Raw genomic sequence first — 20,794 nt, forward strand, 5'->3', positions numbered from 1 at the left:
GGGGTGAGGGACCATTCCCAGGTGACCCGCACCGTCCCGGCGCCCGCCCCCTCCGCACGCTCGACCCGGCGCCCCCTGGTGCTCATCGCCGTCGCGATCGTCCTCACGGCCCTGAACCTGCGGACGGCGATCACGAGCGTCGGACCGGTGCTGGAGGAGATCGAGCAGGGTCTGGGCATCTCCAGCGGCCTGGCCGGGGTCATCACCACCGTCCCGGTGCTCTGCTTCGCCCTCATCGGGTTCACCGCCCCGGCGCTGTCGGCCCGCTACCGGGACGCGCACGTGCTCGCCGGCGCACTGATCGCGATGGCCGCCGGCCTGGCCCTGCGCAGCGCGGCCGGCGGCTTCGCGCTGTTCCTGGTCGGGACGGCGCTGGCCATGGTCGGCGGAGCCCTGGGCAACGTGCTGCTCCCCAGCCTGGTGAAGCGGTACTTCCCGACCCGGACCGGCGTGCTCGTGGGCGCCTACAGCACCACCATGGGCCTGGGCGCCACGCTGGGCGCCGTCGGTTCGCAGCCCGTGGCCGATGCGACCGGGGGGTGGCGCTGGGCGCTCGTCGTCTGGGCGATCCCGGCGATCCTGGCCGCGGCCGCCTGGCTGGCCGTACCCGCCTCCCCCGGCGTCTCGCGGCAGAGCCACACCGCCGTCCGGATGCGGCCGCTGGTGCACAGCCCGACGGCGGTGGCGCTCGCGGTCTTCTTCGGCGTGCAGGCGCTGCAGGCCTACGTCGTCATCGGCTGGTCACCCCAGTACCTGCGCGACTCGGGCCTGACGGCGGCGACGGCGGGGCTCCTGCTGGGCCTGAACGCGCTCGTGGGCCTGCCGCTGAGCGCGGTGATCCCCTCCCTCACGGTGCGGCCCCGGCTGCAGCGCCCGTTGCTGGCCGTCTTCGTCTCCAGCTACGTGGTCGGATGGTGCGGCCTGTGGCAGGCACCGACCACCGCGCCGTGGCTGTGGATGACGCTGATCGCCGTCGGCATGGGCACCTTCTCGATGGTGCTCACGCTGATCGGCCTGCGGGCCCGCACCCCGGAGACGGTCGCTGCCCTGTCGACCGTGACCCAGTCGTGGGGGTACGTGATCGCCGGCGCCGGTCCGCTGCTGGTCGGCGTGCTGCGCGGGATCACCGGCGGCTACACGGGCATGTTCGTGATCGTGCTGGCCGCCGTCGGCGTGCTGGCCGTGGTCGGGTGGATCTCGACGCGGCAGGTCTACGTCGACGACGAGGTGGACCGGTCCGTCCCGGGCTGGTCACCCGGTCCCCGCACCGACGGCGGCGTGGAGACCACCGAGGTGGAGACCGCCGGAGCCGAGCCGCCCGTCGTCAGGACGGACGCCGCGTCTCCGCGCGGGTGAAGTTGCGGAAGGACCGCGACGGCGTGGGCCCGCGCTGGTCCTGGTACCGGGAGCCGTAGACCGCCGAGCCGTACGGGTGCTCGGACGCACTGGTGAGCCGGAACATGCACAGCTGGCCGATCTTCATGCCCGGCCAGAGCGTGATCGGCAGATTGGCCACGTTCGACAGCTCCAGCGTGATGTGGCCGGAGAAGCCCGGGTCGACGAAGCCCGCCGTCGAGTGGGTGAGCAGGCCCAGCCGGCCCAGCGAGGACTTGCCCTCCAGGCGCGCGGCGAGGTCGTCGGGGAGGCTGATCACCTCGAGCGTGGAACCCAGCACGAACTCCCCCGGGTGCAGCACGAACGGATCCTCGCCCTCGGGCTCGACCAGCGTCGTCAGGTCGTCCTGCTGCTCGGCCGGGTCGATGTGGGTGTACCGCGAGTTGTTGAAGACGCGGAAGAAGCGGTCGAGCCGCACGTCGATGCTCGAGGGCTGCACCAGACCCGGGTCGTAGGGCTCGATGCCGAGGCGTCCTTCGGCGATCGAGGCCTTGATGTCGCGGTCGCTCAGCAGCATGGCGCGGAGTCTAGGGAACCCGGCGCAGGCACCCGCGCGGGTGAACCCGGGCCCTGGGGCTCAAGCAACAGGCGCCACACGCCGTTGCGAGCCCGACGACGCCTGTCGGCGGTCCACGGACGGACCGCCGGACGCACCGGACGGCCCGGGGCAGCGGTGTCCGGAGGACGTCACGGATGAAGAGCAAGCGCATGCAGGCGCTCGTGCTGGTGGCCGCGCTCGCGGTCGGCTACGGCGGCGCCGCCGTCTACACGGCCCTGGCTGCTCCCCCGCTGCCCCTCGACGAGATCACCGACTGGGGCGACGGCGACGGACTCACCCGCTACGTCGTCACCGCGTCCTCGGGCTCCGCCGCCGACGTCCTCTCCGGGCTCGAGTCCGTGGCCGGCGTCGCGCACGCCCAGGACCTGGGCGACGGGCGCGCGCTCGTGGCGACCGACGGGCTCGTACCGCAGGACCTCTCCGGCGTGCCCGGCGTCGCGGGCGTGGAGCTCGACGTGATGGTGCCGGTCGCCGCTGTGCCGAGCGACCCCTACGTCGCGCAGTACGGCTGGCACCTGGACAACACCGGCAGCAACGCCTTCAACCAGACGGCCGTCCCGGACAAGGACACCGACGCGCCCGACAGCTGGCCCCTCACCACGGGCGAGGGCATGGTCGTCGCCGTCATCGACTCGGGCTACGACTCCGACCACCCGGACATGGCCGGCGCGCTGTGGAACAACCCGGCGCAGCCGTGCGGCAGCACCGACGCCGACGGCAACGGCCTGCGCGGCGACTGCCACGGGTGGAACTGGTACACGAACAGCGCCGACATCGACAACGGGAGCGACGGCGAGCACGGCACGTCGGTCTCCGGCACCGTCGGCGCCCGTGCGAACAACGGCCACGGCCTGGCCGGCATCGCCCCCGACGTGACGATCATGCCGCTGGTCATCGGCGGTGGCCGGACCGTCAGCGTGACCGCCGGTGCCGCCGCGATCCGCTACGCCGTCGACCACGGCGCCGACGTCATCAACGCCTCGTGGGGCGGCTCCTTCACCGGCCCCGCGCTGGACGACCTCAGGGCGGCCGTCGCCTACGCCGCTGCCCACGACGTCCTGTTCGTGGCGGCCGCGGGCAACGACGGCCTCAACCGCGACAGCGCGCCGATGTACCCGGCGAGCCTGGACAACTGGAACGTCATCTCGGTGGGCGCCTCGACGGCTGCCGACACGGTGAGCGACTTCTCCGCCTACGGCGCCGCCTCCGTCGACCTGTTCGCGCCAGGGACGGGCATCGTCTCGATCGCCAACAACGGCGGCTACGGGGCCTCCAACGGGACCTCGCTGGCCGCGCCGATGGTCGCGGCCGCCCTGGCGCTGTACAAGTCCGTACTGCCGTCGGCCACCGCGGCCGAGCTCAAGGCGGCGCTGTTCGCCGATGTCGACCCGGTGCCCGCGTTCGCGGGCAGGTCGGTCACCGGCGGGCGCCTGACCCTCGGGAAGCTCACCGGCACCCCGGCCGAGTCGGTCCGCTACGCCTTCACCGCCATGACCTCGCCCGCGGGCACGGTCCGGCCGGCCATCGGTGTCACCGGTGCCACCGGCAGCGGCGACTACGAGGTCGCGATCGGCCTCGGCATGGAGGACGCCGGCGAGATCTGGGCGCTGTCCCAGAAGACCGTGACGCTGGACGGCGTCTCGGTGGCCACGGACGACGAGGGCGACGCCCGCTTCGACCTCGGCAACCTGCCGGCGCTCGACGGCGCCGGGCTGGCCCCGACCGTGGAACTGGCCGACGGCCGCTACGTGCTCACCGTGCAGCTCTACCGCGACGGCGTCCCCGTGGGCCGAACCCACGCGGCCCCGCTCCTGGTGGGCACCTCCGTGCCGGTCGATCCCGCACCGGGCGGTTCCGGCGGCGGCAGCACCCCGGGCGGCGGGACGACGCCGGGCGGTTCCGGCGGCGGCACGACCCCGGACGGGTCCGGTGGCGGCACGAACCCGGGCGGCAGCGGTCCCGTCGTGAACCCCGGCCCGAGCACCCCGACCATGCCCGGCGGCGGCAGCACCCCGGGCGGGACCACGCCCGGGGGCAGCGGCCCCGGCTCCACGCCGGGCGCCACCGACCCGGACGACGGGAGCACGCCCGCCGACACGCCTCCGGGCGGCAGCACGCCCGACGGCTCCACGCCCGACGGCACGACTCCCGACGGTGGGACTCCCGACGGTGGGACGACGCCCGGCTCGGGCGGCACCCCCGGCGGCGGCAGCACGCCCGGCTCCGGCGGCACCCCCGGCGGTGGCACGACGCCCGACGGGAACACGACGCCGAGCACTCCGGCCGCACCCGGCGACGACACCACCACCTACCCGTCGGTGGGCGCCTTCCGCATCACCTCGCTCGGCCCGAACACCGTCGACACAGCCGGCGGGGCGCGGGTGACCATCACCGGCGCCGCGCTCCCCGCCGGGGCGAGGGTCCTGGTGGGCAGCGCGTCCGGTGCCACGGTCATCCGGGCGACGACGACCCGTGTGACCTTCCGGGCACCGGCACGGGTGGCCGGCACCTACGACGTCACCGTGTTCGCCCCGGACGGCCGCTCGACCGTCCTGAGCAACGCCCTGACGTACGTCGACGGTCTCGGCACGACCCCGGACGGCAGCACGCCCGACGACCCGGGCACGGACGGCTCGACGCCGGACGGCACGAGCCCCGGCGGCAGCACTCCCGGTGGCTCCACGCCGGGCGGCTCCACCCCCGGCGGCTCCACCCCGGGCGGCTCCACCCCGGGCAGCTCCGGCGCAGCACCGGCCGAGCCGGTCGTGCGCACGGGCCCGTCGGGCGAGCGGCTGGTGCGGTCGGCGCGGTTCTCCGCGCTGGGCTCGATCTGGTCGATGAACTGCTCGTCGTCCTGCACCGGTGTGGCGATCTGAGGTCACCGTCCGGTCCTGACCTCCGACTGCCGATGACCTCCTCGCAGATCCAGCAGGGGAGGAACGTGCTCGACACCAGGCCGGCGCCCGCGGTCCGCGGCGCACAGCGCTCGATCCGGCCGACGGGCGTGGAACGCACGTTCGACGGGGACGAGCTGATCGTGTCCAAGACCGATCTCCGCGGCGTGATCACCTACGCCAACGACGTGTTCCTGCGCGTCAGCGGTTACGCCATGGCCGACATCCTGGGCCAGCCGCACAACCTCATCCGGCACCCGGAGATGCCGCGCGCGGTCTTCCAGCTGCTGTGGGAGACCCTGGGCGAGCGGCGCGAGCTGTTCGCCTACATCAACAACCTCGCCGTGGACGGCAGCCACTACTGGGTCCTCGCCCACGTGACGCCGTCCTTCGGCCCCGCCGGCGCGGTCGTCGGCTACCACTCCAGCCGCCGCAAGCCCTCACCGCGCGCCGTCGAGCGGGTCCGCCCGCTCTACGACCGGCTGCTCGCCGAGGAACGCCGGCACCCCACCGCCCGGGCCGCGGTCGCCGCGTCCTCCTCGCTGCTGGCCGAGGCGCTCGCCGAGCACGGCGGGTCCTACGACGAGTTCGTCTGGTCGATCATCAACGCCGAGGAGCACTGAGGTGGCCGTCCGCAGAGCCCGTACCGCGGAACGCGGCGCCGCCGAGGAGCTGGAGGTCTACCGCGCGTTCGTCCGCCAGCTCACCGAGACCTGCGAGGCGGCGGCACGAGGGGACCTCGAGGCCCGCAGCCGGCCGGCCCCGCAGGTCGAGGAGATCCCCGAGCTCCGCGCCCTGCACCACGCGGTGAACCGGGTGCTCGACGTCTCCGACGCGTTCGTCCGGGAGTCCTCGGCGTCGCTCGCCTCCGCGGCCGAGGGCCGCTTCTCCCGCAGGCTGCTGGAGGGCGGCCTGCTGGGCGCCTTCCGCAGGAGCGCGAGCGACATCAACAGCGCGCGGGACGCCATGGAGGAGACGGCCGGCCGGGTCACCGAGGCCCAGACCTCGCGGCTGCGGCTGGCCGACGACTTCGAGTCCGTCGTCCTGGCGATGTCCGAGCAGGTGGCGACGGCGGCCACCGAGATGAGCGCGTCCGCCGCGGGGCTCACCACCGCCGCCGGGGCCGCGACCACGGAGGTCGGCACCGCGCGGGAGACCATCGCCTCGCTCACCCAGTCCTCCGGCGAGATCAAGGAGATCATCGCCATGATCGACGCCATCGCCGCCCAGACCCGGCTGCTGGCGCTCAACGCGACCATCGAGGCCGCCCGCGCCGGCGAGGCGGGGAAGGGCTTCGCCGTCGTCGCCTCGGAGGTCAAGGACCTCGCCGACCAGACCGGCCGGGCGACCGAGCGGGTCACCGCCCAGGTCGAGGAGATCCGCTCGGCGTCGGAGGCGGTCGCGGCAGGGATGAGCACCGTCGGGACGACCGTCGGCGAGATGAACGGCCTGGTCGACGGGATCGCGACAGCGGTGGACGGCTCCTCGGGCGTGGACGGGACCGCGCCGATGGGCCTGTCCCAGATGGCCGAGCGGCTGCGGACCGAGGCGATCGCCTTCCTGCAGGAGATGCGGCGCTGACGACGCGGCGGGCCCGCGGCGGCTCATCCGCGTCTCACCGTGGAGCCATCCGGGCCCTCTAGCGTGGCCGGGTGCCCGTTCCCGTGATCGCGCCGCCGGCGCCCCCGGAGCTCCGCCGGGCCTGGCCGCCGGCCCTCCGCCTGCTGCTGGGCGAGGACGCGGTGGACCTGTGGGACGCCGCCCTCTCCCCCGCCGGTGGGCGGCTGACCCGGTTGCGGCCGACCGGCACCAGCGTGCAGCCGGGCGGCGCCGCGACCGTGCAGTACGCAGCCGAGGTCGCCTGGACCGACGGACGGCGGTCCCGCGAGTCGCTCGCGGCCACCACCGGCGCGCGGATCCCCGAGGGCGCGACCGTGCTGGAAGGCGGCAGTGACGGGGAGGTCGTCCGGGTGGGGCTCTGGCGCTGGCCGCTGGACCCGGCCCTGCCGGCGCTGGCGTGGGCGAGCCGGGCCGGGGCCACTACGGACCGGTTGGGCGCTCTGGGTCTCGCCGACGGCCCGCTGCGCCTGCGGCTGCGCGCCTACCGGCCGGGGCGACGAGCGGTGATCGAGGCGACGTCGCCCACGGTGTCGACCTTTCTCAAGGTGGTCCGGCCGGTCGCCGTCGGGCGCCTGGTCGAGCGGCACGCCGTCCTGGACGGGGCGGTTCCCGTGCCGCCGGTGCTGGCCTCCACCGACGACGGCGTGGTCGTCCTGCCGGGCCTGGCGGGGACGCCCATGCGCGACCTCGTCGCGGGCGATGGCGCGGGCCTGCCCGACGCGGCCACGATCGACGCCCTGCTCGACGCGCTGCCCGAGGCGGCGGCGCTCGTGGTCCCCGCCGGCCGCAGTCGACCCGGGGACGCCCGCGGACGCGTCCGCGCCCACGCCGCCGTCCTCGGGCTGGTGGCGCCGGAGCTGCGGCCCCGGCTCGACCGCCTGGTGGCCGTCCTCGAGGACGCGGACCCGGGCGAGCACGAGGAGGTACCCGTGCACGGGGACTTCTACGAGTCGCAGCTGCTCGTCGACGGGGGACGGGTGGTCGGGCTGCTCGACGTCGACACCGTCGGCCGCGGGCACCGCATCGACGACTGGGCGACCCTGCTCGGGCACCTCGTGCTGCTCGAGACGATCCTGCCCGCGCCGGCCACCGCCGTCCGGTACCGCGCCGAGCTGCAGGAGGCGGCCCTGCGGCGCTGGCCGGCCGCGCAGCTACGGCCGCGGATCGCCGCCGTCCTGCTCGGGCTGGCCACCGGGCCGTTCCGGGTGCTGCAGGGGGACTGGGCCGCGCGCACGGCCGCCCGGATCGCGGCGGCCGAGGAGTGGGCGGCTCCCGGACGAGGATGAGAGACCCCTCATCCGGCTCTCCCCGATCCCTCACCTCCGGTGGCGAACCTGGAGTCGTCCGAGAGAGAACCACCGCCTGAGGAGACCGAGATGACCACCCGCCCCGCCACCTGGAAGATCGTGACCTTCGGCGCCGCGCTGACCGGCCTGGGCGCCGCCGGCGTCGGCATCGCCGCGGCCGAGGACGACCGCGACGGGTCGCTGCCGGCCGGCGTCTCGGTGTCGGCCGCGCCGGCCGACGCCCCCGCCGACGCACCCGCGGACGTGCCGGTCGACGCCTCGCCGGAGAGCGCCGACTCGCCCAACGAGAGCGCCACCGACAGCACCGACGACGCCTCGCCCGACACGGACAGCCCGGACGACGCGAGCCCCGACGACGTGGAGAGCGCGCAGTCGGCCCAGTCCGCCGACTCCCCCGACAACTGACCGCTCACGCACCCCCTCCCGGGGTGCTCCTCGCTCCTCCGGGTCCCGCAGGACTCCGGGAGGGCGAGAGAGAACCCCGGGAGCCCGGCGGCGGCGGCGGTGGCGGCTCAGTCCTCCACGAGGCGGTAGCCCATCCCCCGCACGGTCTCGATGCGGTCGACGCCGATCTTCTTGCGCAGGTACCGCACGTAGACGTCGACCACGTTGGAGCCCGGGTCGAAGTCGTAGCCCCACACGTGGCTGAGCAGCTGCTCGCGGGCGAGCACCTGCCCCGGGTGGCGGAGGAACGTCTCGGCCAGCGCGAACTCCCGCGCGGAGAGGTCCACGGTCGTCTCCCCCACCCGCGCCCGCCGGGTGCGCAGGTCCAGCGACAGGTCGCCCGCGGTGAGCACGGTGAGCTCGGCCGTGCGGTCGGTCGCCAGCCGCAGCCGCACCCGGGCCAGCAGCTCCTCGAACCGGAAGGGCTTGGGCATGTAGTCGTCCGCGCCGCCCTCGAGCCCGGCCACGGTGTCCTGCACGCTGTCCCGCGCGGTCAGGATGATCACCGGGATGGGCACGCGGCGGGCCCGCAGCCGGCGCAGCACCTCGAAGCCGTCGATGACCGGCAGCCCGATGTCCAGCACGAGCAGGTCGAACTCGCCGCCGGCCGCCTGGGCCAGCGCGGTGCCGCCGTCGGTCGCGACGGCGGTCGTGAAGCCGTTGGCGCGCAGGCCCTTCTCGATGAACGAGGCGATGCGCGGCTCGTCCTCGGCGATCAGCACGCGGCTCATGCGTCCTCCTCGGTGTCCTGGACGTCGGCCGGCAGCACGAGGGTGAACGTGGCGCCGGCACCGGGGCGGCTGTCCAGCAGCACACGGCCCCCGTGCGCCGCCGCGATCGCCTGGACGATGGACAACCCGAGACCGGAGCCGTCGGACCTCCGGACGCCCGCTGCGCCACGGGCGAACCGCTCGAACACGCGGGCGCGGTCCTCCTCGGCGATCCCCGGCCCCGAGTCGGCGACCCAGATCCGCAGCTCTCCCCCGGAGATCTGGCTGCCGAGCGCGATCCGGTCGCCCGGGGCGGTGTAGCGCGCGGCGTTGTCGGCCAGCGCCACCAGGGCCTGCGTGACCCGCTGCGGATCCAGCCGGACGTCGGCCCGTGCCGCCGTCTCCAGCACCCACTCGCGCTCGGCGAGCCGGCGCACCTTGCCGAACACGTCGCCCGTCAGCGCCGCGACGTCGACCGGTTGCGGCCGGACGAACTCCGTCTGCTCGGCCCGGGCCAGGAGCAGCAGGTCGGACACCAGCCGGTTCATGCGCTCCAGCTCGTCGTCGACCAGCGCGACCGTCTCGCGGACGTCCTCGGTGTCGTCGGGGTCCAGGACGTCGAGGTGGCCGCGCACGATGGTGATCGGCGTCCGGAGCTCGTGGCCGGCGTCGTCGAGGAAGCGGCGCTGGGCCGCCACCCCGCGCTCCACCCGGTCCAGCATGGCGTTCACCGTCACGGCGAGCTCGGTGAGCTCGTCGCCGGGACGGCCCTCGAGCGGGATCCGGCCAGTGAGATCGGTCTCCGTGATGCCCTGGGCGGTCGCCACCACGCCGCGCACCGGCTGCAGCACCCGGCCGGCCACCACCCAGGCGCCGGCCGCGGCGAGCAGCATGGTGCCCGCGCCCACGGCGAGCATCAGGCGCGCCGTCTCGTCGGCGGTCTCGCGCTCCTGGTCGGCGAAGTAGGCGACGACGGCGACCCCCCGCGACGGGTCGCCCTCCAGCACCACGGGGACGGCGAGGTAGCGCACTTCCCCGGCGGCGCTGTCGTACGTGCCCGCCTCGGTCTCCGTGACGGAGCCGACCAGGTCGGTGAAGGCCGCGTCCTCGCTCAGCAGCACCGGCGCCTCGATCCGGCTCTGGAAGCGGTACTGCCCGTCGACGTAGCCGAGGAACTTCTCGTTCGGGCGGGCCAGGTTGTAGGTGATCACCGTCTGCAGGACGTCGTCGACCGAGGCGAACGGCCGGCCGGTGGCGGGGTCGACGGCGGACGAGGCGATCTGGGTGAACTCCTCCACCTCGGCCCGCAGCGCCGTGTCCATGCGCTCGTCGACGCTGCGCACGAGCAGCCGCCAGGTCACGAAGGTGACCAGGGCGAGGGCCAGGAGGACCAGCAGCAGGACCCAGCCGATGATCCGGGTGCGCGCGGCGCGTGGGGCCCACCGCCGCGGGCCCGGGCGATCAGTCGTCATCGTCGTCCGGGTCGTCGTCATCGTCGTCGTCGTCCGGCAGCGGCGGCGGCGGGACGACGTCGGTCGGTGCGGGGCCCGTGGTCGGCTCAGGAGCTGGTGCACCCGGCGCCGAGGGGAACGGTGAGCGCTCGGGAACCGTGATGGGGGCGGGCACGGCGGTGCCGGCCGGGTCCACGGGTCGCAGCAGCAGCCACGCGCCGGCCAGGACGGCCAGCAGCACGACGACGGAGGCGGCGACGAGGGCCGCGCGGGAACGCACCCGCCCACCCTGCACCGCGGCGGTGACCTGCGGGTGAGAAGTCGATGAGAGAGCTCTCATCCGCCCGCCCGGTCACGGGTGCTCGCCGGTCGAGCGACATCGCCACGGGGAGGCCCGTGTACGATTCCTGGGACTGCTCGCCGAGCCCGCGTCCGATGGACGTTTGCGCAGGTCAGAGTGGTAATGCGGGTGTAGTTCAATGGTAGAACATCAGCTTCCCAAGCTGACAGTGCGGGTTCGATTCCCGTCACCCGCTCCACGCGGAGCTCACGAGCCCGCCGGCACCTGCTCGTCGTGGATCGTCCCCACCCGGGCCAGCATCTCCGTCATCCGCTCGGCCGGCATCGGCCGTCCGTAGTGGTAGCCCTGGGCGACGTCGCAGCCCAGCTCCCGCAGGGCCGCCACGTGCTCCGCGCTCTCGACGCCTTCCGCGACGACGGTCAGGCCCAGGTTGTGGCCCAGGTCGATCGCGGTGCGGACCAGGACGAGGTCCTGCGTCGTGGTGGTCATGCCCAGGACGAACGAGCGGTCGACCTTGAGCTCGTCGACCGGCAGCCGCCGGAGGTAGGCCATCGAGCTGTAGCCGGTGCCGAAGTCGTCGAGCGACAGGTGCACACCGAGGTCGTGCAGCCGCTGCAGCACGTCCATGCACCGGGCGGCGTCGCCCATGACGGCGCTCTCGGTGACCTCGAGCCGCAGCAGCTCGGCCGGCACCCCGTGCTGGGTCAGCAGCCGCTGCACCAGGTCGGGCAGGCCGGCGTCGAGCAGGCAGCGCGTGGAGAGGTTCACCGCCACCGGGACGGCGGTCCCGGCGTCGATCCAGCGGCGCTGCTGGGCCAGCGCGAGATCGAGCACCCGCTCGGTCACGCGGAGGATGATGCCGGTGCCCTCGGCGACCAGGATGAACTCGCCGGGCGGGATGAGGCCCTGGGTCGGGTGCTGCCAGCGCAGCAGCGCCTCGAGCCCTTCGATCTGCTCGCCGTCCAGGGTGATCTTGGGCTGGTAGTGCAGGAACAGCTCGTCGTCGCTGTCGAGCGCGCGGCGGAGATCTCCGAGCACGGACAGCCGCACCGGGGTGCTGGCGTGCACCTCGGGCTGGAAGACGACCGCGCCGGCCTTGAGCTCCTTCGCCGCGTACATGGCGATGTCGGCGTTGCGCAGCAGTTCCTCGCTGTCGGTGCCGTGCCAGGGGGACAGCACGATGCCGATGCTCGCCTCCACGTCGAGGACCACGCCGTCGACGTCGAAGGGCTGGTGGAGCGCCTGGCGCAGCCGCTCGGCCACGGCCTCGGCCTCGGTGACGCCGTCCACGGACGGCAGCAGGACGACGAACTCGTCGCCACCGAGGCGGCCGACGGCGTCCATGTCGCGCAGCACCGAGCGGAGCCGCGGCCCCACCTGCAGCAGCAGCTTGTCACCGTAGGAGTGGCCGAGGCTGTCGTTGATCTCCTTGAAGCGGTCCAGGTCGATGAGCAGGAGGGCGACCTCGCCGTCGGACCTGGTGGCCGCGGCGAGGCTCTGCTGGAGGCGGTCCTCCATCAGCACGCGGTTGGGCAGCCCGGTCAGGGCGTCGTGCGTGGCCTGGTGGCGGTCACGGTCGGCGGAGTCCTGCAGCTCCCGGGCCTGCCGGCGCATCCGCTTCGAGGCGGAGGCGATCAGCCGGAACACGATCACGTAGAACCCGAGCAGGCTGATCACCAGCGTGGTCGTCATGGTGCGGACGTCGTCGCGCACCGCCGCCGCCACCGGCGCGTACGGCAGGTAGAGCTCGATGGCACCGTCCGGCTGGTCGACGCCGTCGTACTGGAGGGGCACGTAGACCTCGAGCAGCTGACGTTCGCCGTTCTCGCTCTCGGCGCTGTCGTCGGCGGAGCTCGCGAAGCCCGAGACGACGTAGCCGGCGAGGGCGGAGCCGAGCTCACCGGACGACGAGGTCTCACCGACCAGTTCGGGGCGCTCGGAGTGGTACAGGATGGTCCGGTCGGCGCCGAAGACCTTCAGCTCGATCGGGTCGAAGGCGGCCAGGGCCGTGCCCTTCTTGCCGAACTCCTCGGAGGCGTCCTCGACGGCGTCCTCCACGTCGGCCAGGCGCGCGGCGTCGAACCCGCCGACGAGGTCCTCCCGGGTGAACTGCGGCTGGAGGCCGAGACGCACCGCCATCAGGGCGGCGTCCTCAGCCTGCTGGCGCGCCCGGTCCTCGATGAGGCCACCGAGCACCGAGGAGAGGACGACGCCGACCGCGACCGTCAGCAGCAGGCTGAGGCACGCGAACCGGGTCAGCAGGCTGGTCGCCCGCAACCGACGGAGGAACTCCATGAGTCCCCCATCGGAGCGATCCGCTGCCTGCTTGAGTCCCGGCGTTCGCACCCCCCCTTCCTGGTGAGGAGGGCCCGCGACGGCGTTTTCCACCGGATGAGGCCCTTCGCCCCTGTGGACAACCGGTTCCTCCTTGCCACGATGACCTCATGAGCTCCGCCGCCCGGTCCGCGAACGCCGAACCGCACGCTCCCGTGCGGTCGGTGGAGAGCCGCCACGCCGGGGGCGGGGGCGAGGCCGCCCCACTGGTGCTGATGGGGGCCCGTCGCCGGGCCCCGTGGCTGCTGGTCGAGGTGGACGGCTCGTCCGAGGCGCACCTCGCGCTCGTCTGGGCGCTGCGCGAGGCGGCGCGACGGGAGGCGACCGTCGTCGCCGTGGGCGTGCTGCCCGGCTCCGACGGCGATCTGCTGGACGGGCCCACCCGGCTACCGGTGGCCGAGATCGATGCCCTCCGGGACCGCCTGGACGCCGCGCTGTGCCGGGCGGTCGCCGAGACCGGTGTGCGCGGCCGGTCCCGGTCCGCCGTGCTGGAGCGGCCGGTGTTCGACGCGCTGACCGCCGCCGTGCGCGGTGCCGACCTCGTCGTGGTGGGCGCCGAGGGCAAGCGACTGCTCCGCCCGGCGCTCCCCCGTCCCCGTCTGCGCCACGTCGCACGTGGCGCCTGACCGGCGGCCCGAGGACCCGCAGCACCGCCTCCCCGCCGGCGGCGGGGCCACTCGACGTCGGGCCGTGACCCCGCCCGACCGAGCGGTGAGCCGGTGACCGGTGCATCCGGCGGCACGCCCGAACTGGCCGCGGTCGTCCGGGCCGCCGCGTCTGGCAGCCAGCTCGAGGCGACGCTGCGCGAGATCCTCAGCGCAGCGGTCCGCCACGTGGGCGCCACGTACGGCGCGCTCGGGGTCCTCAGCTGCGACGGTCGCCGGCTGGACCGGTTCGTCGTCGAGGGCATCTCCGAGGAGATCCAGCAGCGGATCGGCAGGCTGCCCACCGGGCAGGGCGTGCTCGGCCTCCTGGTGGCCGAACCCGTCGCGCTGCGGCTCGACGACCTGACCCGGCACCCGTCGTTCGGCGGCTTCCCCGAGGGGCATCCGCCCATGCGCTCGTTCCTGGGGGTGCCCGTCCGCGTCGGCGAGGAGGTGTTCGGGCACCTGTACCTGACCGAGAAGCTCACCGGGGGCGGCTTCACCACGGCCGACGTCGAGGTGGCGCAGGCGCTCGCCGGGGTGGCCGGCCTCGCCATCGACAACGCCCGGCTGCTCGAGCGCGCCGAACGGCGCCGGGCCTGGTCCCAGGTGGGCACCGACGTCTCGACCGCCCTGCTCTCCGGCGACGACCCCGACCAGGTGCTCCGCAGCGCGGCGGACAGGGTGGCCGCCCTCTGCGGTGCGGAGGCCGCGGGCGTGCTGGTTCCGGTGCCCGGGGACGACGACGCGCTCCGGGTCGTGGCGGCCGTGGGGCCGAGCGGCCCGGAGGCCGAGGGAGTGCGTATCCCGCTCGTCGGCGGGTTGCTGCACGAGGCCCAGCGCTCCGGCGTCCCTCAGCTGCTCGCGGACTTCGCGCTGCACCTGCCCGACGGCTATCCACCCGGCTTCCTGGGCGAGGTCTCCGTCGACTACGGCCCCGCCCTGCTGATCCCGGTCGGCGGCCAACCCGCGCGCAGCACGCTGGCCGTGGTGCGGCGCCGCGACGGCGGCCCGTTCGAGCCGGAACTGCTCGACCTCGCCTCGGCGTTCGCCGCCCAGACGACGGTGGCCCTGGAGCTGGTGCGCAGCCAGCAGCGGGAGCGGCGGCTGCAGGTGCAGGCCGACCGCGACCGCATCGCCCGTGACCTGCACGACCACGTCGTGCAACGCATCTTCGCCACCGCGCTCGCGCTGGACCGCATCGGCCGGTCCCTGGAGGCGGAGTCCCCCGAGGTCGCCGCCCGGCTCGCGGAGCGCGTCGACGAGCTGGACGGCACGATCGCCCGCATCCGCACCTCCATCTTCGAGCTGCAGCACCAGGACGCCTCCCCGGGCGGTGTCCGCCACCGGCTGGCCGAGGTGGTGCGCTCCGTCGTCGACGGCCACGGGGTTCGCCCCGACCTGCGCGTGCCGGGGGAGGTCGAGGACCTGCCGGTGGAACTGGTGCCCGACGTCGTGGCCGCGGTGCGGGAACTGGTGACCAACGTGGTGCGGCACGCGGACGCCGCCCGGCTGACCGTCACCGTCACCGTCACCGACGGGGTCCGCGTGCGGGTCACCGACGACGGCCGCGGTCTGCCGTCGATCACGGTGCGCAGTGGACTGGCCAACCTCGCCGACCGGGCCGAGCGGCACGGCGGGAGGCTGACCGCGCACGGCGGACCGTCCGGGACCGACGTCGAGTGGGCCGTTCCGCTGCCCGGCTGACGAGCTCAGCCGTCCGGGTGGTCGCGCATCTGGGTCGCCAGGATCGCCGCCTGCGTCCGCCGCTCCAGGCCGAGCTTGGCCAGCAGATGGCTGGTGTAGTTCTTCACGGTCTTCTCGGCCAGGCCCATCCGCGCGCCGATCTGCCGGTTGGTCAGGCCCTCACCGATGAGCTGGAGGACGGCCCGCTCCTGGTCGGTGAGCCGTTCCAGCCGGTCGCTGCCCGGAGGTCCCGCGGGCCGGACCGGCGGTTCGACGGAGGGGATGTCCTCCAGCAGGGTGCCGCCCGCCGCGACCGTGTGGACGGCGGAGACCAGCGCGGGGCCGCGCACCCGCTTGAGCAGGAATCCCGTCGCGCCGGCCCGCACCGCCGCATCGCGGGCCTCGGCCTCGGAGTAGCTGGTCAGCACCAGGCAGGGCAGGCCCGGCAGGATTTCCCGCAGGGCACGGCACAGCTGCGCGCCGTCGCCGTCGGGCAGGCGCATGTCGAGGACGACGACGTCGGGGCGCACGGCCGGCACCCGGGCCAGGGCCTCGGCCATCGTCCCGGCCTCGCCGGCCACCACGAGCCGGGGGTCGTCCTCCAGCACGTCCGCGACTCCGCGGCGGACCACCTCGTGGTCGTCGACGAGGAAGACCCGGACCTGCGCGCCCTCGTCCGTCACCCCGCCACCTCCGCAGCTCCGTGACCTGGATCACAAAGCGTAAGGGGCTCAGGCCGGGAGCAACAACGCGGCGTACAGGGTGAGCCCCGGACCGAAGGCCATGGCCACCACCGGACCGTCGACGTCGGCCATCTCCTCGAGCACGAGCAGCACCGTTGCCGACGAGCAGTTGCCGTGCTCCGCCAGGACCCGGCGGGAGGCCGCCACCTGCTCCTCGGCCAGCCCGAGTTCGTCCCGGACGACGTCGATGATGCGCGGGCCCCCGGGGTGCACGGCCCAGCCGGCGACGTCCTCGGTGCGCAGGCCGGCGCCGGCGAGGAGCTCGTCGACGACGTCGCCCACGTGCCGGGACAGCACGTCGGGCACCCGGGGCGACAGCCCCATCCGGAAGCCGAGGTCGGTGACGTCCCAGGTCATGTGGTCGGCGGTGGAGGGGTCGGTGCGGGCGACCACGCCGGCCAGCCGCCGGCCGCGGCCCGCGCCGGGCTCGAGGACGACAGCGGCAGCCGCGTCGGAGAACAGGGCGTGCGCCACGACCTGCTCGAGGTCCCGCTGGGCCGGCTGCACGTGCAGGCTGGTCAGCTCGCAGCACAGCAGCACCGCGGGCCGGGACCGCGCGGTGACGAAGTCGCCCACGGCCGCCAGCCCCGGGATCGCGGCGTAACAGCCCATGTGGCCCACCAGCAGCCGCTGCAGCCCCGGCGGCATGCCGAGGTCGCTGGCCAGCCGGATGTCCAGCCCCGGGGTCGCGTACCCGGTGCAGGTGGCGACGGCGAACAGCCCGACGTCGCCGGGCGCGAGCCCGGCGGCGTCCAGCGCGCCGGCCACGGCCTGCTTGCCCAGCGGCAGCGCCTCCTGCACGTAGCGCTGCATGCGCGCGCCGGTGCCCCAGTTGCTCAGGTCCTCGTCCATCGGGTTGGCCACGGCGTGCCGCCGGCGCACCCCGGCGCCCATGAAGATGCGCTCGGCGGCCCGGACCCCCTCGTAGTGGCGGGCGAAGAACCCGTCCCAGGCGGCCTGCTGGTCCAGCGTGGTCGGGAAGGCGGCACCGGCACCCGTGACGACGGCCGTGCTCACGCGCGCCACTCCTCGGCGGACCTGCTCGGGATCATGCTCCGACGGTACGTGCGCCGGGGCCCGGATGCCCGCTCAGCGCTTGCGCCCGTATCCCGCGAAGACGACGGCTGTGGACCGGATCGGCTTCATGCGCACCGTGCGCCGGCGCCCCAGTCGCCAGGCGACCGCGTCCCGCACCGACGGTCGCAGGCCGACCAGGCGCAGGTCGAGCCCGAGCCGGTCCGCGGCGTCCAGCAGGCGGGCGCGATCGACGAACAGCGCCGGGTCGTGGATGCCCGGCGGCGGCCCCCCCGGGAGCTTCTCGGCGACGGTCACCATGAGCAGCCGGCCGATGCGGGTGGCGGCCAGTGCGTCGATGACCAGACTGCCTCCGGGCCGCAGGAGGCGGGCGCACTCGGCGAGCACGCCGACGTCGTCCTCGACGTGCTCGAGGATCTCCCCCGCGACGACCACGTCGGCGCAGCCGTCGGCGAGCGGCACGGCCAGCACGGAGGCGCGCACCGGCAGGACGCCGTGCTCGCGGGCGACCTGCAGCCCGGACTCGCCCAGGTCGACGCCGACGTGCCGGTATCCCAGGCGGGCCGCGTGCGGGGCCATCAGCCCGCCGCCGCAGGCCAGGTCGACGAGCACCGCCCCGGGCGCGCCCGCCGGCGGGATGTGCTCGGCGCGCGATGCGGCCAGCCAGTGCAGGGCGGCGAACCCGCCGGAGGCCTCCCACCACTCCCCGGCCAGCTCGTCGTACTGCGCGGGGTCGTTGCGGGGGAGGTTCGTCACGCGACGGGTCAGCCCTTCTTCAGCGGATCGTGGCCCCAGTTCATCAGGGAGTAGCGCCACTTCGACGTCTCGACGTCCTCCTTCGCCGGTTCCTGGGCCAGATGCCGCTGCACGTAGCCGTGCACCTTCCGCATGTGCGCGAGGTCGTCGTCGGTGAGGTCGTCCTTCTTCGTGCGCAGCAGTTCCACGATGCGGCGGCCGGACGCGTGCCCGGTGGACTCGCCGTCGCCGTCCTTCTGACCGACCGCCCGCGACTCGTCGCTGTCGAGCCACTCCTCCAGTTCGCGGGGCGTCATGTTGACCGCGTCGCCGAACTCGCGCCGGACGGTGTCGGGATCCTCGCCTGCCATCGGATGCCTCCGCTCGCGTCGTCCCCCGCTCCCTACCGCGCTCCGGACCTGGGGAAACCGGTCTGGTACTCCTGGACCTCCCCACTCCGCGGAGGTCCAGCGTGTCCGTCACCGTCGTCGGCAGCGTCAACGAGGACGTGCTCGTCGCGGTCGGCCGTCTCCCGGCGCGCGGCGAGACGGTGATCGGCACGTCCACGACGCAGGCACCCGGCGGCAAGGGCGCGAACCAGGCCGCGGCGGCCGGCCTGCTCGGCCCCGGCGTGCACATGCTCGGGCGGGTGGGCGAGGACGCCGCGGGCGATCGGCAACTGGCCGCGCTCGCCGGGTCCCGGGTGAACGTGAGCCGCGTGCACCGCACGCCCGGGCTGCCCACGGGCACGGCCACCATCGCGGTCGAGGAGGGCAGCGGCGAGAACCTCATCGTGGTGGTCCCCGGCGCCAACGACGCCCTGACCTCGACCGACGTCGATGTCGAGCCGGTGCACCGCGCTGACGTGCTGCTGCTGCAACTGGAGGTGCCGATGGACACCGTCCACGCGGCCGCCGCGGCGGCCGGCGGGACCGTCGTCCTCACCCCCGCACCTCCGCAGCCCCTGTCGGAGGAGCTGCTCGGCCTGGTCGACGTACTCGTGCCCAACGAGCACGAGCTGGTACAGCTCACCGGGACACCCGCCGCGGACCGGTCGCCGACCGAGCTGGTCGCCCTCGCGAAGACCCTCCCCGGACCCGTGATCGTGGTGACCCTCGGTGCCCGCGGTGCCCTGCTGGTGCGCCGCGACGGCTCCCCCCACCTGCTGCAGGCCCCTCCCTCCGTCGACGTCGTCGACACAACCGGCGCCGGCGACTGCTTCTCCGGCGCGCTCGCGCAGGCGCTGGCCCGCGGCGAGGAACTCCCCGGAGCGGTCCGGTACGCGGTCGCCGCGGCCGCGCTCTCGACCACCGGCCCCGGCGCCCGCGGCGCCCTGCCCGACGACGACACCGTCCGGGCGCTGCTGGACCGGACACCGGAGGCGACCGAGGTGGCCTGACGGTTGCCCGCCCGGGCCCACGGGCACAGGGCCGACGACACCGGCCACCGAGGAGGACCGCCATGACCGAGTCCGAGCGCGCTCCCGACGTCGACCAGCCCGAGGGCGGCACTCCCCCGCGCGAGGCCGACGGCACCGGGACGACGCCGCACACCGAGGAGCCGGCCGAGGGCGAGGAGCTCGACGGGGGCGCCGACACCCCCGACGTCTGACCGGCCCGGGGACCGGACGACGGGCGAGCCATACTCGTCAGCACGACCATGGCTCTCGTTGGAGGATGCGTGCCGCACGCCCCCCTCCGCACGCTGCTCGCGACCCTCGCGGTCCTCGCCCTCGCCGGCTGTTCCGACGAGGGCACCCCGGACAGCGGTGCGGCAGTGTCCTCCGGCGACCCGGCGGCGTGTCCCGGCGAGGTCGTCGAGGTCACCGTCTCCGTCGGGCAGTGGAGCGACGTCGCGCGCCGGCTGGGTGGTGCCTGTGCCACGGTGACGACGGTCGCCGCGGCCTCCCCGCGCGACGCCGAGCCGGTCGCCGCCGACCTCGCCGCCATGGCCGGCGCCGACCTCGTGCTCCTCAACGGGGCGGGCTACGACGAGTGGGCCACCGAGGCGGCCGGGAGCGGTCCGGTGGTGGTGAGCGCCGAGGAGGTCGGGGGGGCGGCGCGCCGGGCGCCCGACGTCGACCCCCACCTCTGGTACGACCCCGCGGTCGTGCCCGAGGTGGCGGAGGCGCTCGCGCGCGAGCTGGCCGAGATCTCGCCCGACGCGGCGCCGTACTTCGAGGCCCAGCACACCACCTGGACCGCGGAGCTCGGGCCCTACCTGGCGGCTGTCGCCGGCCTGCGCGCCGAGGCGGAGGGACGCAGCTACGCGGCCACGGACCCGGTGTTCGACCGCATGGCCGCGGCCGTCGGCCTGACCGACGTCACGCCGCGGGACTACCGTCGCGGCGCCCGCGACGATCCCTCCCCCGCCGCGGTCGAGGCTCTCGAGGCAGCTCTGCGCGAGGGCAGGGTGGACGTCCTGATCCGGAACGGCCAGGCCGACGACGACGACGTCCACGAGCGGGTGCGCCAGGTGGCCGAGGACGCCGGCGTGCCCGTCGTCGACGTCCTCGGGTTCCCGGACGAGGACGAGTCGTTCGTCGAGTGGCAGGTGGACCAGCTCGCCGACCTGGCCGCGGCGCTCGGGGCGTCCTCCTGACCGGTCGGTGGCCGTGCTCCCGCCGGCGAAGGTGACCGATCTCTCCTCCCCCGGAGCGGGGGATCACACCTCCGGCGGTGTTTCCTGCGCATCGCGGAGGGCAGGCTGAGCCCATGGACGACGAGCAGCGCGAACCCCGCACGACCCACTCCTCGCCGGAGGCGTCCGCGGACGAGTCGCGGGACACCGCCTCGACGGCCGCGACCGTCGCGCGGATGCTGGCCAACCCGCGTCGCGTGCGCCGCTCCTGACGCCAGGATCCCTCCTCGGCGCCGGCCGCGCGTCACCGTCCGTGGTCACTCCAGCCCCAGGAATCCCCGGCGCCCCGGCGATCT

General features: G+C 74.7%; 21 protein-coding genes and 1 tRNA gene. 13 read left to right on the top strand and 9 right to left on the bottom strand.

The genetic code is table 11. The features are described 5' to 3' along the window. Window positions 1–21: 21 nt before the first annotated feature. A complete protein-coding gene (locus tag BN344_RS12345) occupies window positions 22–1,356 on the top strand; it encodes an MFS transporter (RefSeq protein ID WP_040338718.1) in 1,335 nt (444 codons plus the stop codon). On the opposite strand, the gene dcd is transcribed toward BN344_RS12345, so the two are convergent. Then, entirely contained in the window at window positions 1,325–1,912 is a 588-nt protein-coding gene (gene dcd / locus BN344_RS12350) for a dCTP deaminase (protein WP_040338719.1), read from the bottom strand. The genes BN344_RS12345 and dcd overlap by 32 nt on opposite strands. Window positions 1,913–2,088: 176 nt before the next feature. Between dcd and BN344_RS19105 the strand changes: the two genes are divergently transcribed. The 5 genes from BN344_RS19105 (at window position 2,089) to BN344_RS12375 (ending at window position 8,180) form a co-directional block, all read left to right on the top strand. After that, on the top strand, window positions 2,089–4,830 hold the full coding sequence (locus tag BN344_RS19105; protein ID WP_051515841.1) for a S8 family serine peptidase: 2,742 nt from the start codon (window positions 2,089–2,091) through the stop codon (window positions 4,828–4,830). Window positions 4,831–4,862: 32 nt separating this feature from the next. Then, entirely contained in the window at window positions 4,863–5,471 is a 609-nt protein-coding gene (locus BN344_RS12360; protein ID WP_081788574.1) for a PAS domain-containing protein, read from the top strand. Window position 5,472: 1 nt separating this feature from the next. After that, entirely contained in the window at window positions 5,473–6,429 is a 957-nt protein-coding gene (locus tag BN344_RS21045) for a methyl-accepting chemotaxis protein (RefSeq protein ID WP_051515842.1), read from the top strand. Between the two features lie 71 nt (window positions 6,430–6,500). Further along, window positions 6,501–7,754 (top strand): phosphotransferase family protein, encoded by a 1,254-nt coding sequence (locus BN344_RS12370; protein WP_051515843.1) that lies wholly within the window; start codon window positions 6,501–6,503, stop codon window positions 7,752–7,754. A gap of 90 nt (window positions 7,755–7,844) precedes the next feature. Next, complete coding sequence (locus tag BN344_RS12375; RefSeq protein WP_051515844.1) at window positions 7,845–8,180, top strand: hypothetical protein; 336 nt, start codon at window positions 7,845–7,847, stop codon at window positions 8,178–8,180. A 107-nt stretch (window positions 8,181–8,287) separates the two neighbouring features. Here the strand turns inward: BN344_RS12375 and BN344_RS12380 are convergent, their stop codons facing one another. The 3 genes from BN344_RS12380 to BN344_RS12390 are packed head-to-tail and all read right to left on the bottom strand — an operon-like array spanning window position 8,288 to window position 10,660. Continuing rightward, window positions 8,288–8,950: a response regulator transcription factor gene (locus BN344_RS12380; RefSeq protein ID WP_040338720.1), complete on the bottom strand. Its 663-nt coding sequence runs from the start codon at window positions 8,948–8,950 to the stop codon at window positions 8,288–8,290. Then, on the bottom strand, window positions 8,947–10,401 hold the full coding sequence (locus tag BN344_RS12385; protein WP_040338721.1) for a sensor histidine kinase: 1,455 nt from the start codon (window positions 10,399–10,401) through the stop codon (window positions 8,947–8,949). The genes BN344_RS12380 and BN344_RS12385 overlap by 4 nt, the downstream gene beginning before the upstream one ends. Beyond that, entirely contained in the window at window positions 10,391–10,660 is a 270-nt protein-coding gene (locus tag BN344_RS12390; RefSeq protein WP_040339195.1) for a hypothetical protein, read from the bottom strand. Before BN344_RS12390 ends, BN344_RS12385 begins: the two co-directional genes overlap by 11 nt. Window positions 10,661–10,845: 185 nt before the next feature. Between BN344_RS12390 and BN344_RS12395 the strand changes: the two genes are divergently transcribed. Further along, window positions 10,846–10,919, top strand: a tRNA-Gly gene (locus BN344_RS12395). An 8-nt stretch (window positions 10,920–10,927) separates the two neighbouring features. Here the strand turns inward: BN344_RS12395 and BN344_RS19110 are convergent. After that, entirely contained in the window at window positions 10,928–12,976 is a 2,049-nt protein-coding gene (locus tag BN344_RS19110; protein ID WP_051515846.1) for a putative bifunctional diguanylate cyclase/phosphodiesterase, read from the bottom strand. Between the two features lie 149 nt (window positions 12,977–13,125). Here BN344_RS19110 and BN344_RS12405 point away from each other — a divergent pair, with 149 nt between their 5' ends. Beyond that, the gene (locus BN344_RS12405; RefSeq protein WP_040338722.1) at window positions 13,126–13,641 is read left to right on the top strand and encodes a universal stress protein; all 516 of its coding nucleotides are present in this window, start codon (window positions 13,126–13,128) and stop codon (window positions 13,639–13,641) included. A gap of 93 nt (window positions 13,642–13,734) precedes the next feature. Next, window positions 13,735–15,366: a sensor histidine kinase gene (locus BN344_RS12410; protein WP_051515847.1), complete on the top strand. Its 1,632-nt coding sequence runs from the start codon at window positions 13,735–13,737 to the stop codon at window positions 15,364–15,366. Between the two features lie 5 nt (window positions 15,367–15,371). Here the strand turns inward: BN344_RS12410 and BN344_RS12415 are convergent, their stop codons facing one another. The 4 genes from BN344_RS12415 to BN344_RS12430 all read right to left on the bottom strand — a co-directional run bounded on the left by BN344_RS12415 (window position 15,372) and on the right by BN344_RS12430 (window position 18,229). Continuing rightward, window positions 15,372–16,028, bottom strand: a complete 657-nt coding sequence (locus tag BN344_RS12415) for a response regulator (protein ID WP_040338723.1) — start codon at window positions 16,026–16,028, stop codon at window positions 15,372–15,374. A gap of 48 nt (window positions 16,029–16,076) precedes the next feature. After that, the gene (locus BN344_RS12420; protein ID WP_040338724.1) at window positions 16,077–17,105 is read right to left on the bottom strand and encodes a type III polyketide synthase; all 1,029 of its coding nucleotides are present in this window, start codon (window positions 17,103–17,105) and stop codon (window positions 16,077–16,079) included. Between the two features lie 72 nt (window positions 17,106–17,177). Continuing rightward, on the bottom strand, window positions 17,178–17,879 hold the full coding sequence (locus BN344_RS12425) for a methyltransferase domain-containing protein (protein WP_040338725.1): 702 nt from the start codon (window positions 17,877–17,879) through the stop codon (window positions 17,178–17,180). 8 nt (window positions 17,880–17,887) lie between these two features. Beyond that, window positions 17,888–18,229 (bottom strand): DUF3140 domain-containing protein, encoded by a 342-nt coding sequence (locus BN344_RS12430; RefSeq protein ID WP_040338726.1) that lies wholly within the window; start codon window positions 18,227–18,229, stop codon window positions 17,888–17,890. Between the two features lie 101 nt (window positions 18,230–18,330). Between BN344_RS12430 and BN344_RS12435 the strand changes: the two genes are divergently transcribed. The 4 genes from BN344_RS12435 to BN344_RS19920 all read left to right on the top strand — a co-directional run bounded on the left by BN344_RS12435 (window position 18,331) and on the right by BN344_RS19920 (window position 20,710). After that, window positions 18,331–19,257, top strand: a complete 927-nt coding sequence (locus BN344_RS12435; RefSeq protein ID WP_040338727.1) for a ribokinase — start codon at window positions 18,331–18,333, stop codon at window positions 19,255–19,257. A 62-nt stretch (window positions 19,258–19,319) separates the two neighbouring features. Continuing rightward, window positions 19,320–19,469 (top strand): hypothetical protein, encoded by a 150-nt coding sequence (locus BN344_RS19915; RefSeq protein WP_155858862.1) that lies wholly within the window; start codon window positions 19,320–19,322, stop codon window positions 19,467–19,469. Window positions 19,470–19,538: 69 nt separating this feature from the next. Then, entirely contained in the window at window positions 19,539–20,459 is a 921-nt protein-coding gene (locus BN344_RS12440; RefSeq protein ID WP_040338728.1) for a metal ABC transporter solute-binding protein, Zn/Mn family, read from the top strand. Window positions 20,460–20,572: 113 nt separating this feature from the next. Next, complete coding sequence (locus BN344_RS19920) at window positions 20,573–20,710, top strand: hypothetical protein (RefSeq protein ID WP_155858863.1); 138 nt, start codon at window positions 20,573–20,575, stop codon at window positions 20,708–20,710. Window positions 20,711–20,794: the final 84 nt, after the last annotated feature.

The organism is Candidatus Blastococcus massiliensis AP3 (assembly GCF_000582785.1).
GTDB lineage: Bacteria > Actinomycetota > Actinomycetes > Mycobacteriales > Geodermatophilaceae > Blastococcus > Blastococcus massiliensis.

Bases quoted from the DNA above. Each gene is read 5' to 3' on its own strand.
- BN344_RS19110 (WP_051515846.1), bottom strand. From the start codon at position 12,976: ATGGAGTTCCTCCGTCGGTTGCGGGCGACCAGCCTGCTGACCCGGTTC.
- BN344_RS19920 (WP_155858863.1), top strand. From the start codon at position 20,573: ATGGACGACGAGCAGCGCGAACCCCGCACGACCCACTCCTCGCCGGAG.
- BN344_RS12375 (WP_051515844.1), top strand. From the start codon at position 7,845: ATGACCACCCGCCCCGCCACCTGGAAGATCGTGACCTTCGGCGCCGCG.
- BN344_RS12405 (WP_040338722.1), top strand. From the start codon at position 13,126: ATGAGCTCCGCCGCCCGGTCCGCGAACGCCGAACCGCACGCTCCCGTG.
- BN344_RS12380 (WP_040338720.1), bottom strand. From the start codon at position 8,950: ATGAGCCGCGTGCTGATCGCCGAGGACGAGCCGCGCATCGCCTCGTTC.
- BN344_RS19915 (WP_155858862.1), top strand. From the start codon at position 19,320: ATGACCGAGTCCGAGCGCGCTCCCGACGTCGACCAGCCCGAGGGCGGC.
- BN344_RS12430 (WP_040338726.1), bottom strand. From the start codon at position 18,229: ATGGCAGGCGAGGATCCCGACACCGTCCGGCGCGAGTTCGGCGACGCG.
- BN344_RS12385 (WP_040338721.1), bottom strand. From the start codon at position 10,401: ATGACGACTGATCGCCCGGGCCCGCGGCGGTGGGCCCCACGCGCCGCG.
- BN344_RS19105 (WP_051515841.1), top strand. From the start codon at position 2,089: ATGAAGAGCAAGCGCATGCAGGCGCTCGTGCTGGTGGCCGCGCTCGCG.
- dcd (WP_040338719.1), bottom strand. From the start codon at position 1,912: ATGCTGCTGAGCGACCGCGACATCAAGGCCTCGATCGCCGAAGGACGC.
- BN344_RS12360 (WP_081788574.1), top strand. From the start codon at position 4,863: ATGACCTCCTCGCAGATCCAGCAGGGGAGGAACGTGCTCGACACCAGG.